This window comes from Pedobacter psychrodurus (assembly GCF_004331735.1).
Taxonomy (GTDB): domain Bacteria; phylum Bacteroidota; class Bacteroidia; order Sphingobacteriales; family Sphingobacteriaceae; genus Pedobacter; species Pedobacter psychrodurus.
Genome location: NZ_SJSO01000006.1, coordinates 207,590 through 223,192 on the forward strand (window position 1 = coordinate 207,590; position 15,603 = coordinate 223,192).

15 protein-coding genes are annotated in these 15,603 nt (G+C 38.0%); 7 read left to right on the forward strand and 8 right to left on the reverse strand.

Annotated features, from left to right (window positions below; all coding sequences use genetic code 11):
- Window positions 1-162: 162 nt before the first annotated feature.
- Window positions 163-1,986, forward strand: coding sequence for a tetratricopeptide repeat protein (locus EZ456_RS09330; RefSeq protein WP_131529469.1), 1,824 nt, complete (start codon window positions 163-165; stop codon window positions 1,984-1,986).
- Between the two features lie 67 nt (window positions 1,987-2,053).
- On the opposite strand, the gene EZ456_RS09335 is transcribed toward EZ456_RS09330, so the two are convergent.
- Both EZ456_RS09335 and EZ456_RS09340 read right to left on the reverse strand, forming a co-directional pair.
- On the reverse strand, window positions 2,054-2,611 hold the full coding sequence (locus EZ456_RS09335; protein WP_131529471.1) for a GNAT family N-acetyltransferase: 558 nt from the start codon (window positions 2,609-2,611) through the stop codon (window positions 2,054-2,056).
- A gap of 18 nt (window positions 2,612-2,629) precedes the next feature.
- On the reverse strand, window positions 2,630-2,893 hold the full coding sequence (locus EZ456_RS09340; RefSeq protein WP_131529473.1) for a hypothetical protein: 264 nt from the start codon (window positions 2,891-2,893) through the stop codon (window positions 2,630-2,632).
- A 108-nt stretch (window positions 2,894-3,001) separates the two neighbouring features.
- On the opposite strand from EZ456_RS09340, the gene EZ456_RS09345 reads away from it, so the two are divergent.
- Entirely contained in the window at window positions 3,002-3,304 is a 303-nt protein-coding gene (locus EZ456_RS09345; RefSeq protein ID WP_131529475.1) for a DUF4286 family protein, read from the forward strand.
- Window positions 3,305-3,334: 30 nt separating this feature from the next.
- Here the strand turns inward: EZ456_RS09345 and EZ456_RS09350 are convergent, their stop codons facing one another.
- From EZ456_RS09350 to dtd, 3 genes are all read right to left on the reverse strand, one after another.
- A complete protein-coding gene (locus EZ456_RS09350) occupies window positions 3,335-3,661 on the reverse strand; it encodes a nucleotide pyrophosphohydrolase (protein ID WP_131529477.1) in 327 nt (108 codons plus the stop codon).
- On the reverse strand, window positions 3,651-5,201 hold the full coding sequence (locus EZ456_RS09355) for a glycosyltransferase family 39 protein (protein ID WP_165501289.1): 1,551 nt from the start codon (window positions 5,199-5,201) through the stop codon (window positions 3,651-3,653). Before EZ456_RS09355 ends, EZ456_RS09350 begins: the two co-directional genes overlap by 11 nt.
- Before the next feature lie 112 nt (window positions 5,202-5,313).
- Window positions 5,314-5,766, reverse strand: a complete 453-nt coding sequence (gene dtd / locus EZ456_RS09360; RefSeq protein ID WP_131529481.1) for a D-aminoacyl-tRNA deacylase — start codon at window positions 5,764-5,766, stop codon at window positions 5,314-5,316.
- A 30-nt stretch (window positions 5,767-5,796) separates the two neighbouring features.
- Between dtd and EZ456_RS09365 the strand changes: the two genes are divergently transcribed.
- Entirely contained in the window at window positions 5,797-6,822 is a 1,026-nt protein-coding gene (locus EZ456_RS09365; RefSeq protein ID WP_131529483.1) for a hypothetical protein, read from the forward strand.
- The gene (locus EZ456_RS09370; RefSeq protein ID WP_131529485.1) at window positions 6,788-9,241 is read left to right on the forward strand and encodes a hypothetical protein; all 2,454 of its coding nucleotides are present in this window, start codon (window positions 6,788-6,790) and stop codon (window positions 9,239-9,241) included. Before EZ456_RS09365 ends, EZ456_RS09370 begins: the two co-directional genes overlap by 35 nt.
- 251 nt (window positions 9,242-9,492) lie before the next feature.
- Here the strand turns inward: EZ456_RS09370 and EZ456_RS09375 are convergent, their stop codons facing one another.
- On the reverse strand, window positions 9,493-10,539 hold the full coding sequence (locus tag EZ456_RS09375; RefSeq protein ID WP_131529487.1) for a 3-oxoacyl-ACP synthase III family protein: 1,047 nt from the start codon (window positions 10,537-10,539) through the stop codon (window positions 9,493-9,495).
- Window positions 10,540-10,709: 170 nt separating this feature from the next.
- Between EZ456_RS09375 and EZ456_RS09380 the strand changes: the two genes are divergently transcribed.
- Window positions 10,710-10,991, forward strand: a complete 282-nt coding sequence (locus EZ456_RS09380) for an ATP-dependent Clp protease adaptor ClpS (RefSeq protein ID WP_029274160.1) — start codon at window positions 10,710-10,712, stop codon at window positions 10,989-10,991.
- 116 nt (window positions 10,992-11,107) lie between these two features.
- Here the strand turns inward: EZ456_RS09380 and EZ456_RS09385 are convergent, their stop codons facing one another.
- Both EZ456_RS09385 and rsmA read right to left on the reverse strand, forming a co-directional pair.
- The gene (locus EZ456_RS09385) at window positions 11,108-11,707 is read right to left on the reverse strand and encodes a thioredoxin family protein (RefSeq protein WP_131529489.1); all 600 of its coding nucleotides are present in this window, start codon (window positions 11,705-11,707) and stop codon (window positions 11,108-11,110) included.
- Between the two features lie 347 nt (window positions 11,708-12,054).
- Window positions 12,055-12,840, reverse strand: coding sequence for a 16S rRNA (adenine(1518)-N(6)/adenine(1519)-N(6))-dimethyltransferase RsmA (rsmA, locus tag EZ456_RS09390; protein ID WP_131529491.1), 786 nt, complete (start codon window positions 12,838-12,840; stop codon window positions 12,055-12,057).
- A 158-nt stretch (window positions 12,841-12,998) separates the two neighbouring features.
- Here rsmA and pdxA point away from each other — a divergent pair, with 158 nt between their 5' ends.
- Together pdxA and EZ456_RS09400 are read left to right on the forward strand one after the other, a co-directional pair.
- Complete coding sequence (gene pdxA, locus EZ456_RS09395; RefSeq protein ID WP_131529493.1) at window positions 12,999-14,078, forward strand: 4-hydroxythreonine-4-phosphate dehydrogenase PdxA; 1,080 nt, start codon at window positions 12,999-13,001, stop codon at window positions 14,076-14,078.
- A 286-nt stretch (window positions 14,079-14,364) separates the two neighbouring features.
- A complete protein-coding gene (locus tag EZ456_RS09400) occupies window positions 14,365-15,546 on the forward strand; it encodes an MFS transporter (protein ID WP_131529495.1) in 1,182 nt (393 codons plus the stop codon).
- Window positions 15,547-15,603: the final 57 nt, after the last annotated feature.

Below are 15,603 nucleotides of genomic sequence, written 5' to 3' on the forward strand. Positions count from 1 at the left end.
ATGTTACTTATGCAATCAATAATAAGTCGTGGTTCAATTTAGTATTTATAAAATACCTACAAAATAAAATACAGGTAACATTTAAAATACGTTTAATATCAATTGATGCTTTAGCTAAAGATGTATTAAAATGTTACATTTAAAACTTATAATTTAGGGTTTATGAACCGCTTGTTTTTCATCATATTCTTATTCCTATCGTTTGGGGCCAATGCACAAATCTTTCGCCCCAATCAACAGATTGCACCTGATGAAAGTAGCCTGGCAATTCAATATTATCAGGATGGAGATTATGAAAAAGCAGTTGTGCTACTGGAAAAGCTCTATTCCATCCCCAATAACGAAGCCTATTTCGATATTTACTTTAATACATTGGTAAAATTGAAGCGCTATGATGTTGCGGAGAAAGTGGTTAAAAGAGAAATTAAAAAAAATCCGCAGAACGATGTTTATCCAATTGCATTGGGCAAGCTTTACCAGGAGAAAGGCGATACACAGAGTTCAAATAAAATTTTCAGCGATGTGATTAGCAAACTTCCTAAGGATGAGTTTAAGATCAGAAATTTAGCCAATAACTTTTATCGGTTCGAAAATTACGACTATGCGGTACAAACCTTTAAACAGGGCAGAAAATTGTTGGGCAACGATCAAATGTTTGCTTTCGAGTTATTAAACATCTACCGTTTTAAAAAGGATAAACCCATGCTCATGCAAGAGTATCTTGATGCACTTGGAACAATGCCACAGCTTTTACCGCAGGCTGAGGCTGTACTATCTTCTATTTTTGAAGACAAAAACGATTACCAAACCTTTCAGGCAGCCATTTTAAGGAAAGTACAGAAAGAACCTGATGCCGAAATTTATATTCAATTACTTACCTGGAACTATATTCAACAGCAGGAATTTGATATGGCCCTGCGCCAGCTAATTGCATACGATAAACGTACTAAAGCTGACGGGGGTACCTTGTTTAATGCCATTTATACCTTTGTTGATAATGGCGCCTACGAAACAGCAATTAAAGCCTACGATTATTTGCTAACCAAAGGAAAGGATAATCAGTATTATCTTCCTTCAAAAATAGAAATGCTAAATACCAAGTACAACCTACGTACCAATGGGAAATATACCGTAGCCGACCTTGATCTGCTAGCGAAAGATTATCAGGCATTATTAGGCGAAAACGGTAAAAACAGGAACACGCTTTTTGCTATAAAAAAACTGGCAAACCTGCAGGCTTATTATTTAAATCAACCCAGCAGTGCAGAAAAAGAACTGGAAGAAGCGATAAAAATGCCAGGCATTAACGATCAGGACTTAGGCCAGCTAAAACTTGATTTAGGTGATATTTACATTTTAACCAACCAACCCTGGGAAGCATTTTTAGTGTACGAGCAGGTGAGCAAACAGTTTGAAGGGCAGCCTGTGGGTAACGAAGCACGTTTCCGAAGTGCCAAACTTTCCTTTTACCAAGGTAATTTCGAATACAGCAATGGTCAATGCCTGGTTTTAAAGGCAGCAACTTCGCAACTCATTGCAAACGATGCCTTGAACCTGAGTTTACTGATTAACGATAATATTCAAACCCCTGCTGATAGCAACGCACTAAAAATGTATGCTGATGCAGAGATGCTTTTATTTAGAAACCTCCCCGAACGTGCCGTTAAAAAAATGGATAGTATTGCGATAGCCTTTCCACAAAATAGCCTAACTGATGCGATTATGATGAGCAAGGCAAGGATTTTTATTAAAGCAAACGATTTCCAAAAAGCAGCCGATATATTGAAAAAAGTAACTGAAGATTTTAAAGATGGTATCTGGACAGATGATGCCCTTTTTACTTTAGGCGATCTTTATGAAAAGAAATTAAACGACATTGCACAAGCCAAAATTTATTTTCAAAAACTGATTACTGATTACCCGGGGAGCATGTTCAGTGCTGAAGCCAGAAAAAGGTTTAGGAACTTGCGTGGAGATGGGGTTTAAATAGTTCATTAGTCATTTAGGAATGGTTAATCTGTTAATTGACTCCCAACGCCAAACTCCCAACTTCTTAATCTTTCCAGTCCCAAACTACAACGTTCCATTCTACAGCAATGTTATCGGAATAGGTATAAATAACTTCGAAACCAATACGTTGATGTGCATTCATCGATCGTAAATTGATGCTGGCAATTTCAGTAATCGCAAAATCGTATCTCGATTTAAAAAAATCCTTATAAGCGTTATAACACAGATCGAATAAACCTTTACCCCGATAGTCAAGCCCAACACAAACCTGCCCTACAACAATATAATGATAAGCAGAAACAGGTTTATCCTGATATAGAATGTGATCGAAACTTTCGTACATTTCAACCAGTCTCGGAATATCACTTTTAGACTGCTCGGTCATGGCTAACACATAGGCTGCAACCTCTTCCCCATCTTTCGCAATAATATTGGACTCGTACCGATGCATTTTCTCCAAATCATCAAGCAAATGCGATACGGTAACAAAACCCTGTTCCTTTATTTGCTCAGGTGTTAAATCGTTTTTTAGGTTTTGCTTTTGAAGTTTGAGAATCCCTTCAAGCTCTTTAGTGGTAGATGAATTGGTGATGGTTATCATTTCTGAATGGCAGATGACTTAGGCATCTAATGCAATAATAGTTAAGGTTAGCAACAAAATGAAGCAAATTCCTGCCAAAATTAAAATTCTGGCGCCATGCTGCCTATCCGTTAGGGAATAAGAAAAAACCTTTTCACCAGTATTTAATGTTCTCTTTTTCTTCATTAAATCCCAACCAATAACCAGCCCTAAAATGCCGCCGAAAATTGCAGTTAGGTAACCAGTATAAATATAATTACGCGTGGAATTGTCTATTTTTTGAGAGTCGTTAGTTCGTATCATGCTTAAAAACAATGGGATTCGTCAAATTTAACAGATTGATACCACTTTAAAGAATAAAATCCATTATCATCAATTTTTTAACATTTATATATTATCTACCTTTGTGCCATGTTTTTATATAATGTTACGCTCATCCTTGATGATGCAGCAGCCGAAGAATGGTTAAAGTGGATGCAGGATATCCATATCCCACAGGTTATGGCTACAGGTATGTTTGTTTCTAACCGTTTATTGAAGGTTGTAGATTCGCCAAATGAAGGGGTAACTTACTGCGCTCAATATGTTGCTGAAATATTGGAGAACTACAATAAATACCAGGAAATATTTGCACCTGCTTTACAGGCCGAGCTAAACGAAAGATACAAAAACCGCTTTGTGGCGTACCGTAGCCTAATGGAATTTGTCGGTTAGACTTCTGACTGCCGACTAAAGACTTCGGACTTATCTAAGTTTCTCATTATTCTTATGCCTATCTACATCGCGAATGCTCTTTTTCTCCAGATTTTTTTCTAAAGCATCGGTTAGGTTTATACCTGTTTGATTGGCCAGGCAGATTAAAACGAACATTACATCAGCCATTTCATCGGCAAGGTTTACCTCTTCATCGCTTTTTTTAAAAGATTGTTCACCATATTTACGGGCCATAATACGGGCAACTTCTCCAACCTCTTCCATCAAAATGGCAGTATTGGTTAATTCGTTAAAATAACGGATGCCTGTAGTTTTAATCCAACGGTCTACGGTTTCCTGTGCATTATTAATGGTCATGTTTTTCTTCTTCTATTTCTGAATTTATTCTACTGTTAATATCGATATTGGCATCTTCGAGCAAAAAAACGCCTGCTCCTTTTTCTCTGGCGTATGGTGTGGTTACTTCACCAATTTTGGTAATCTTACCAAAAAATGGCTGTTCTTTTTTACGCTGAGGATCATCTTCGTTTGGCTCTCTAATTAAAATTAAATGTTTAATCGGTTTATCCATTTTAAACCAATACAGGTAATCGGCATTGTAGGCAACGGCGTTGATATTTTTAAACTTAGAGTAATAATTGATGGCCCCAGCCTCGCCATAATTATCAGCCCGTACCAACAAAGCTGATTTATCTTTAACCTTGGCATAGGCAATATCAACTAAGGCAGCCATTTCTTTCCAGCCCTGCATATCGGCAAAATCCTGAGGGAGATCGTGCTGTAAACCATCTTCCCAACGAAGCATGCCAATTTTGGCAAATTTATCGTGTTTGGCAATAATCTGCTCTGGACTTAAAACCGGATACGCAAATTTCATCGTGATGCTAAATAGTGCGACGGGCAAAATGATCAGCAATACTTTCAGATATTTTTTCCAGCCATTATTAAAGACAAAACTAAAGTATGTACATCCTGCAGCAATAATTACAGGGTACAAACCAGCAGCATAATATCCTTTTGCCCTAAACCAGGTGAACAAAGCAAGGGAAATAATAAAGCCAAAAATTATCCAACGGAAACCCGCAAAAGGCTTATAAAACAGCAACGCAATAATCCCAGCCAAAACAATAAAAATAATATTGAAGTAGTAGAGTAACTGATCTTTCAAAAAATCGATCCGGTTAATTTTATCCAACTGTGTCGCGGCCAATTCTTTCATATGGCCAACTACTGGAAAATGATTCGTGTATTGCCAGATGAGGTTAGGCAGCATAATTAACAATGCCAACAAAGCAGCAAAATAGAGATGTTTATTCTTGAAAACCGCTCGTTGCTTTGAGATGAGCAAAGCTGGGATTAAACCTGCAGCCAAAAACACAATGCTGTATTTGTTTAAAAAACCTACACCAAGTGCGATGGCTATGAAATAGAGGAATCTATTTTCTTTAGTATCAAAAAACCTGATCATGAAGAAATAAACAGCCGTCCAGCTTAAAATATCGAAGGCATTAGGCTGAAAAAGTAAATCTAAACGCCCGATTGCACAACAGATCAATGCAATTGCTGATAATACTTTCGCGTATAAATTGCCTTTAAAGGCGCCTACAATTTTCCAGGTAAATATTAGTGTTGCTGCACCGATACTGGCTGATAATAACCGAACCGCAGTTTCACTACCACCAAAAAACTTAATAATCAGCGCAAATATGGAGGTTACTGGTGGTACAGACTGAAAACCCCAGGCCAAATGATTTGCCTGGTCTAAGTGCAAAAACTCATCGCGATGTAAGCTATAAGCCGCATTGACCAAGAAGAAAGGTAAAATCATTTTTAAAATAACGAAGAAAACAAGAACGCCTAAATCCACCAGAGCAGACTTTGACTTTCTAATATTCATATTATTTTCCATAATTCTGCGATTATTTATAACTGATTTTTCTTGTTTAGCTGCAATAAAAAGCGTTGGCTACTTTCAGGCAATCTGGTAATTAAAGTTGAACTTATGCGCACTATTCTTTATTCTTCGTATCAATCAATATCGTAACCGGCCCATCATTCAATAAGGCGATTTTCATATCTGCACCAAAAATTCCTGTTTTTACTTTTTTACCCAATAAGGATGATAATTTTTCAATCATTTTCTCATACAGTGGAATGGCAACATCTGGCCGCGCTGCCCTTGTAAAACCCGGACGGTTTCCTTTCTTGGTTGCGGCGAATAATGTAAACTGACTGATCAACAGGATATCACCACCCATATCGGCGAGTGCTTTATTCATCAATCCGTTTTCATCGCCAAAAACACGCATACCGATAATTTTTTGCGCCAACCAATCCAAATCCGCTAAAGTATCGGCATCTTCTATACCCAACAATACTAAAAATCCGTTTTCAATCGCTCCTGTTACCTCACCATCAACCGTGCAACTTGCTTGTGTAACTCTTTGTAAAACTGCTCGCATTTTATACTACTTTTACCCAATAAAATTGATATGCGCAAGATAAGTATTTTAGTGGTTTCTGTATTTTTCTTCTTGGGTTGTAAGCAAAAATCAATTGTTCATCCCACTTTTTATTATTGGAAAACAGATTATAAAAACAAAAAAGCAGAAGCCGATTATCTCGATCAATTTAAATCTAAATCTTTGTACGTGCGGATTATGGATGTAGATTTTAATCCCGATCTGCAACTGCCCGTACCTGTTTCACCCATTAAATTTTCAGATCCACTACCGAAGCAAGTTGATATTATCCCAGTTGTGTTTATCGTTAACCAGGTTTTTAACAACATTGACACCATGCAAACGGCGGTTATGGCCAATCGCATTGCCAAATTTGTAGCCGCAAAGGTAAAACAGGCCGGGAAGCGAAATTATGCAGAATTACAGATTGATTGTGATTGGACCAAAGGCACAAGAAACAGGTATTTTAAATTTTTAGAGCAATTAAGCACCAACCCACTTTTAAAGGGCAAAACCATTTCGGTGACTTTGCGTTTGCATCAAATCAAAAACATTGTGTCGAGCGGGATTCCGCCTGTTGAGAAAGGCATTTTAATGTGCTACAACATGGGAAATCTGCGTAAATACGGCGATCAGAATTCGATATTGGATCAGCACGAAATGGATCTTTATCTAAAAGATTATTTGAGACAATATCCTTTGCCACTTGATGTTGCCTTACCCATTTTCGAATGGGCAGTGGTATTCAGGAATGAACAATATGCAGGTATTTCCAAGCGGATTGGGAAGATTCAGATTGAGGATAAAAATCTTTTTAAGCGAAGGGGAAATTCCATTCTTTATGATCTACTTAAGGATTATCCTGTAGCAGGACTAAAACAAGGAGATGTAGTAAGATGGGAACAAATATCTCCAAAAGATTTACTTGCTACCTCTAATTTTTTATCCCGATATTTAAGCCCTAGAGAACGAAACCTTGTTTTTTACCATTTAGACACCGACCTTTTAAAACATTTTACCAATGAAGACGTTCAAAAAATTATCGCTAGTTTTTAGTATATTTCTCCTAACTTTTTTTGGCGAAATTGCTGTAAATCTTGCCTGTGGTGGCGAGATAGATCCCTACGATTATTACATTTCTTATTTTCACAACAATATTGAAGGGGATGAATATACGCCATTTGCCTACAACCAGATGGTTTACCTCAACAGTGAAACTGACATAGAAAGCGAGCCTGATATCAACAGCCGTGAATGGGCAAAATACCTCAGTATAAAAAAAGATGATGTGCTAAAAGTAATGTACAAAACAGACAGTGCAACTGATGTAAAATTGGTAAATTTTGATGGCAACATTTCGCTATTACCAGACAGCTTACAACAGAACAGTTTTATCCAGGCATTAAGCAAACGTAAAGAATCATTAAAGTATTATCAATTTGCCAAAAGCTGCGAACCCTTGGCCAACGTAGATTTTAGTCTTTGGGACCCTAAACCCCGCGATACAACTGCTATGGGTTCAAAAGCAAAAGAAGCTGTAAAATTAACAGAAGCAGAAAAAGACGATTTTCTTAAACTTCGTTACGCTTACCAAGCTGAACGGATGTTCCATTTTGCAGGCTCCCATGCGGAGAGTAAATCAACTTACGAGAAGTATATCAAAAGCACTAAGCAAAACAGTGCTGTTAAGGGCTGGGCATTGGCACTCTATGCCGGATCTACCCGCAGGTTGGGAAATCCTGAAGAATCTGCATTTTTGTTCTCAAAGGTTTTTGCGAGTAATCCAGAACGGAGAGTGCAGGCTTATAAAAATTATTATTACACCAGTTCGCCCGTTAATGGTGCATTAAAATATGCGAAAACCAATAACGAGAAAGCAAATATATGGGCAATAAACGGATTTGGTGATGCTGATTCGGGTATAGAAAGTTTGAATAAAGTTTATCAGTACGAACCAAAAAGCCAGCTCAACGGCGCCCTGCTGGTACGCGAAGTAAATAAGTTAGAGCAAGATCTCATTGAGGCGAACGACATTGCCAAAATTGGTTATAATTATTATTTTTCTGATAACGGCAATCCTAAATATAAAGACAGTTTAAAAAACATTAACTTAAAACACCTGAATGAAATCAGGAATTTTGCAGTAAAACTAGCCACTGAGAAGAAATATCCACAGCCAGAACTTGGTACCTTAACAGCGGCTTATTTATCATGGATGGAGAATAAAGATTTCCTGGCCTCAAATTACCTTGCCATCTTAAAACCTGATAAATTACCGGAAAGATTGCGCGATCAATATCGCATTACCGATTTATTGATCAAGGCCAAAAACATCAAAAAAGGAAATCCATTTAATGAGAACGATTTATTGCCAGCCTTAAAATGGCTTGACGAAAAACGTTTTGCAGAAAACAGCGCCCAACCGAAGGGGCCATATTATTATGATACCGACCGTGCCAGCAAACGCTTTAGCAGAACGACCAGGAACTTTTATCAGCAGATATTGGCTCCAGCTTATTTGAATATGGGCGATACTGCAAAAGCAGCATTAGCAATGGTTAAGGGCGACCTGGAATACAAAACGTTAAAAGAGAATTCGCTTTTCCAGAATATGAGTTACCAAAGTATCGCTTTTTGGCAGAAAAACTTGAGTCCGAAAAGTATGCAAGGTTTAGCTGTTTATAAAACAAAAGCAACAGGCAATGATGTTACTGCTTTATTGGCCTCAGCCTTAAACCAACTTAAAAATGATGATTTTTATGAATTGTATGGCACTACTTATTTACGTACACACCAATACGATAAGGCCGTTCAGATGTTTACGAAGGTTTCGCCAAACTATAAATATTTCAATCCAGAGAACTGGTATGGCGAGGAATCCAATTCGAAGCTTTATGCCAATCCTTTTATTGAGACCATTAACGATTATCCTAAAAAATATGTAACAGCTAAAGCATCCATTAGCAAAAAGGCTTTTGCAGCAGAAATGCTCCGGTTGCAGAAATTAACCATTAGTGATAAAAAGAATGCAGCGCTTTATTATTATAAAATGGCTAATGCGGTGTATCAAACCGGTTATTACGGCAATAGCTGGTTTTTAATCAGTTACGACTGGTCATCGTACGACAACAGCAACCCTACAAAATATGTATATGATGGCGATTATAAAAAGGCACAAACGGCAAAAGCCTGGTATTTAAAAGCCAGGGCATTAAGTACCAATGCCGATTTTAAAGCAAAATGTACTTTTATGTTGGCTAAATGCATGCAAAAGCAGATTATCATGAATGCCAGCCCGCTATCATTTTATTATTACGATAAAAAAGATGTAAAATGGAGAAACTTTATTAAGGCAAATTACAATAACCCATATCTTAAAGAATTAAGGTTCAATTATGCCAAAACGCCTTTTTATACTGTTGCAGCGGGTGAGTGTAGTTACCTGGGAGATTTTATTAAGCCAAAAACGCAATAGTCACGTTTGACCATTAAGAAGTTAAGGTAGTTAAGAATCATGCGACAAAACCTTAATGTCCTTAACTCCTTAATGGTAAAAAACATAAAGCCTTTGAGTTTTGGCAAAAGTTTTTAAGTTTCTCGACTTCGTTGCACTCCGCTCGAAATGACGAATCTATATTAATGAGAAAACAGTCTTATTTTACATTAACTTGCTTGGCATTTTAACTAAACCCTAAACCCTAAACCCTAAACCCTAAACCCTAAACCCTACCACCTAATCAGCGCACTGGCCCAGGTAAAGCCCGACCCAAATGCGGCAAGGCAAACCAGATCGCCATCTTTAATTTTGCCCGCTTCCCAAGCTTCACATAAAGCTATCGGAACAGAAGCCGCTGTGGTATTACCATATTTTTGGATATTATTAAAAACCTGATCGTCGTTTAAGCCCAACAACTGTTGCACGTACTGACTGATACGTAAATTTGCCTGGTGTGGCACCAACATATCTATATCTTTCTCCGTTAAATTATTTGCCGCCAAGGCCTCTTTAATTACCTCAGGAAATTTTACCACTGCTTTTTTGAAAACCGATGGTCCGTCCATATAAGGCAAAGCGGCACCACTATCTAAAATTTCCTGTGTCATAAATAACCCACCTAATTCCTGTTCAGGATAGGCTGGTTTATCTTTTAACCATTTATTGGCATGGGAACCTGGATAATACATGGCCAGAATTTCGGCATCGGCACCATCGCTATGCAAATGTGTACTTAAAATCCCTTTCCCTGGTTCATCTGTCGGCTGCAGCACAACAGCTCCTGCCCCATCACCAAAAATTACCGATACATTACGGCTACGGGTTTCGAAATCCATCGCAAAAGAATGTTTCTCGCTGCCCACCACCAGCACATTTTTATACATGCCAGTTTTTACAAACTGATCGGCCACCGACAGCGCATAAACAAAGCCAGAACATTGGTTCCTTATGTCCAAAGCTCCGATCTCGCCCATGCCCATTTCGCGTTGCAACAATACACCGCAACCCGGAAAATAGTAATCAGGACTGAGCGTAGCAAAAACGATAAAATCGACATCCTTTGCGGTAATCCCGGCCCTTTCGATCGCAATTTTGGCTGCCTCAATACCCATTGTAGTGGTAGTCTCCTCATTACGATCGGCAAAACGGCGCTCTTTAATACCTGTACGTTCCTGGATCCATGCATCATTGGTATCCATAAAGCGACTTAAATCATCGTTGGTATATATATTTTCCGGAACGTAGTAACCTATTCCGGCAATTTTAGACTGGTGCATACTCGTATATTATTTGGTTAACAAATGTATTAAAAGGGATGTAAGATGTATGAGGTAAGATGGAAAATGTAATGCAAAGGCTAAAATATCTTCTTTTACAGTCCAAAATAATCACAACCATCCTCCATTTAACATATTACATCTTCCATAAAAATAGTTATTTTTGCACCATGTCTACAGAAACCAAAGAAGAGACCTTTACGCTCGAAGAAATTTTAACTTCCCTAAAAACCGTACATCGCCTTATTTTGTGGAATGATGATATCAATACTTTCGATCACGTGATTTACTGTATGATGAAATACTTAGACTACAACGAATCGCAGGCCGAAAAAATTGCCTGGAAAGTGCATAACGATGGCAAATGTCCTGTTTTAGAAGGCTCATTTACCGAAATGGAAGTTTATCGCAAAATTTTACAGCAAGAGGGGCTAACGGTTTCGGTTGATTAAATTTAAGGTTATTTTTTTGCTTGGCCGTCCTGCTGAATTTATTTCAGCATCTATCCAGTTGTTAAGATCCTGAAATAAATTCAGGATGACGACCTGCGAAGACACAACCCCGGGCATTACCCCTCTAACCCCTTCAAAAGCTCATTTAACCCGGCCTGTGTAGTCTGCGTTTTATCTTTAGCATACCAGCCGTGAAGTTTTTCTGCCAAAATCGGCATTTCAATAGTTTCTTTTTTCCACTCTTTTAAAAGCTCCTGCAAAATTTGTGGTCTTGGGCCCCAGGTTCCTAAAACTTGGTTTGCTGATTCATTTAACACAATTAAAACCGGAATAGCCCTTCCCCCATGGGTTAAATGTGCATCAATTAATGGAAGATTTTTATCACGTAAAACAAACTTCAAATCAATTTTACCTAATGATGCAGTCGCAATTTTATTGAACACCGGAACAATCTGAGCGGCATCGCCACACCAACCTTCGGTAATCACTAAAAATTTATAATTTTCTTTAAGATGATCAATGGTTGAAGTCAACTCATCATTTAAACTGATCGTCTTATCCACGCGACTCATCCTTTGCACATTCATTTTAGTATAGTGCAAATCGTAAGTTACTTCACCGGTAGCCTTTCCCTCTAACAGAAGTTGATCAACCAAAGCACGGTAGGTTTGATAATCCATTCCTTGCTCACTGAAAATTTCGCTGTAATTAACCATGATGTTTAAAAATTATGTGGCAAAGGAAAGGAGAAATTCAATAAAAATAATCACGGATTTGCAAGAAAACGCAAGCGATTGATAGCACAGATTTTGGGATTCTTCAGATTTTACAGCGACAACAGAGTGGTGTTTTTTTTACAATTACCCGTCCTAACAATTGCAGTATTTTGAGTTATTTAAACCCGATTGAAATGTATCCCGATTTTTCATCGGGAGGAATGAAAAGCGGGACTGCAGCAGCCGAAATGAGCAGAAACTTGCTTTTCATATTTCAAAATTTGCGCTTTAAAAGAAGATCCTGAAATAAATCCGATAGTTATCGGATCAGGATGACGATTCCATCACTAAACTTCCATCAACTTACTCACATGCTGCGTTAATGCCACAAAATCTGCAACGGTTAACTGCTCGGCACGTTTTTCAAAATAAATATGGTCGTCCATTTTATCTTTAGGCATCACCGCAGAAACAGCATTACGCAAAGTTTTTCTCCGCTGATTAAAACCTGCCTTAACCACCCGCCAGAATAATTTTTCATCGCAATCTAAATTCTCCACTTCGTTTCGGGTTAAACGGATCACTGCCGAATGCACCTTTGGCGGTGGATTAAAAGTGCCTGGTTTAACGGTAAATAGATATTCAATTTTATAATAAGCCTGAAGAAATACACTCAGAATCCCATAATCCTTACTTCCAGCAGGTGAAGCACAACGTTGGGCAACCTCTTTCTGAAACATGCCCACCATCTCTACAACTTTGTTGCGGTTATCTAAAATTTTAAATAAAATCTGAGAAGAGATATTGTATGGAAAGTTACCTATAATAGCAAACTGACCTGGAAAAATAGCATCAAAATCGAGCTTCAGAAAATCGCCATTAATCAATCGATCGCCAAGTTGTGGGTATTTTTCATTCAAAAAATGAAAAGATTCGGTATCGATATCGATCAGATAAGTTTCCAGATCTTTACGTTGCAGCAAAAAATCAGATAGGATTCCCATCCCCGGTCCTACCTCTAAAACCTGATTGTATTTATCGGTATTTACCAATGCCTCTACAATGCGGTTAGCAATGCCTTTATCGGTTAAAAAATGTTGACCTAAATGTTTTTTCGCTTTTACTAAACTCATACCCCTTAATCCCGATGAATCGAGACTTTTAAATTAAAATTGTTAGCAAAGATAGGCTTATTATTCCTTTGCGAATCAATCTCGGTTCATTGCGGTTTCATTTTTTTTAAAGTCTTTAAACGAAAATCAGTAATTTGCGCTAAAATTTTCCAGTAATTATGAGCGATAAACTTAAAATTGGCATCAGTATAGGCGACGTAAACGGCATAGGTTTAGAGGTAATCATTAAAACATTATCCAATCCTGCTATTTTAAATTATTGCATTCCAATTGTTTATGGCCACACCAAGGTTTCATCTTTTCATAGAAAAGCGAATAACCTGGGCGATTTCAGTTTTAATGTAGTTAGCCATGCCAACCAGGCTCAGCCAAAAAAGGCAAACATGATTAATTGCTGGGAAGAAGATGTAAAAATCGAATTGGGTCAGGTTACTGCAACAGGGGGGAAATATGCCCTTTTATCGCTAGAGCGTGCAACAGCCGATCTGGTAAACGGCGATATCGATGCCCTGGTTACTGCTCCAATCAATAAACATAACATTCAATCAGAAACTTTTGCTTTTCCGGGCCATACCGAATACCTGCAGGAAAAAAGTGGAAGTAAAGATGTGCTGATGTTCCTGATCAGCGAAAATTTACGCGTGGGTGTAGTTACTGGCCACATTCCGGTGAAAGATGTTCCAACAGCAATTACAAAAGATAAAATTGTAAATAAATTAAAACTGATTAACGAGAGTTTAAAAAAAGACTTCTGGATCGAAAAACCGAAAATTGCTGTGCTGGGTTTAAATCCACACGCCAGCGACAATGGTTTATTGGGTGCTGAAGAAGCTGAAATTATTACCCCAGCCATTCAGGAAGCCTACGATAAAGGTATCGTTTGTTTTGGTCCATACTCCGCCGATGGTTTTTTCGGCAACGGCAGCTATAAACAGTTCGATGCGGTTTTAGCGATGTATCATGATCAGGGTTTAATTCCTTTTAAAACTTTAGCTTTTCATAATGGCGTAAATTATACAGCAGGTTTAAACTTCGTTCGTACTTCTCCCGATCATGGAACAGGTTACGATATTGCAGGTAAAGATTTAGCAGATTCTACTTCATTTACTGAGGCTTTATTTTCTGCTATCCACATTGTGAAAAACCGTAGGGAGCAAGAGGAAATGTTAGCAAACCAATTACGTTCAGGAGGCAAGGTTGTAGAAACACAGTTCGACATCAAGGATGATGCTTCTTAATTAGGAAGGTTAAAAGACTAAAGCTGAAAGACCAAAGAGGGATAAACGGGAGGAACTAAAAAGCTTAGCCTCTGAATTTCGGACATCTGACCTCGGACTTTTTAAAAACTAAAGTGGTTCATTATTTATTGTAAAGCAATTGCTGTGTTTCATCGGTTCCGAAAGTCCTGCTATGCGTTTCAATCTTTTTCAAACCCATAAGGTTTTGAAAACCTTATGGGTTTAACAAAAAGTATTTCCACTCCTATCAGGTTTATTTTAGTTAAAATTGTGCATCAAATTCAAAATGAGCGGCACTAAAAAACTCAATTACATCCTACCCACAATTGTTATTGCGCAGTTTCTCTGTACTTCATTGTGGTTTGCAGGCAATGCGGTATTACCTGATATTGTTAAAAGCTTCTCAACGGAAACAAACCTCTTGGCCAACCTCACCAGCATGGTGCAGTTTGGTTTTATTAGCGGAACCTTAGTGTTTGCCTTTTTTGCCATCTCCGATATTTTTTCACCATCGAAAGTATTCTTTATATGTGGAATTGCAGCTGCATTGTTTAATCTGGGCATCTGCCTGGAATTACCCGATGTTCGCCTATTGTTGCTCTTTCGCTTTTTAACTGGCTTTATGTTGGCTGGGATTTACCCCGTTGGTATGAAAATAGCTTCCGATTATTTTAAAGATGGATTAGGAAAATCGTTAGGTTTTTTAGTTGGTGCTTTGGTTTTTGGTACTGCCTTTCCCCATTTATTAAAAACATTTACAGCAAATTTTGCCTGGCAATATGTAATCTTTGCTACATCTGCTTTATCTGTTACTGGTGCTTTTGGGATCATATTGTTTGTGCCCAATGGTCCATTTAGAACCGCTGGACAAAAATTCAATTTTAGCTCCTGCTTAAGCGGTTTTAAAAATCCAGGTTTTCGATCTGCAGCTTTCGGTTATTTCGGGCATATGTGGGAACTTTATACATTTTGGGCCTTTCTTCCTGGGATGTTAATGCTTTTTAATACTAAACACCCAACTACAGTATTAAATATTCCGCTATTTTCATTTTTGGTTATTGCATCGGGCGGATTATCTTGTATGATCGGCGGTTTGCTCTCACAAAAATTTGGAGCAAAACGGATTGCCACTATTGCACTGGCAATCTCCGGATTATGCTGTCTGCTCTCCCCTATTTTTCTGTTCAGTGGCTCAGTTTATGCTTTTCTTATATTTTTATTTTGCTGGGGGCTATCCGGCACAGCAGATTCACCCTTGTTTTCTTCATTGATTGCCAAAAATGCACCAGAAAGCCTTCGGGGAACTTCATTAACGCTGGTAAACTGTATCGGTTTTGCCATCACCATCATTAGTATCCAGGTGGTTAACCTATTATCAAAACAGCTAAATGTTCAATATCTTTATATGGTTTTGGCGGTAGGGCCAGTATTGGGATTGTGGGCACTGATCAAAAAAATAACACATTAGGCTGGATTTCCAAAATCTCTTATATTGTAAAACTTTCTAGTATGATTACCCTGTAGT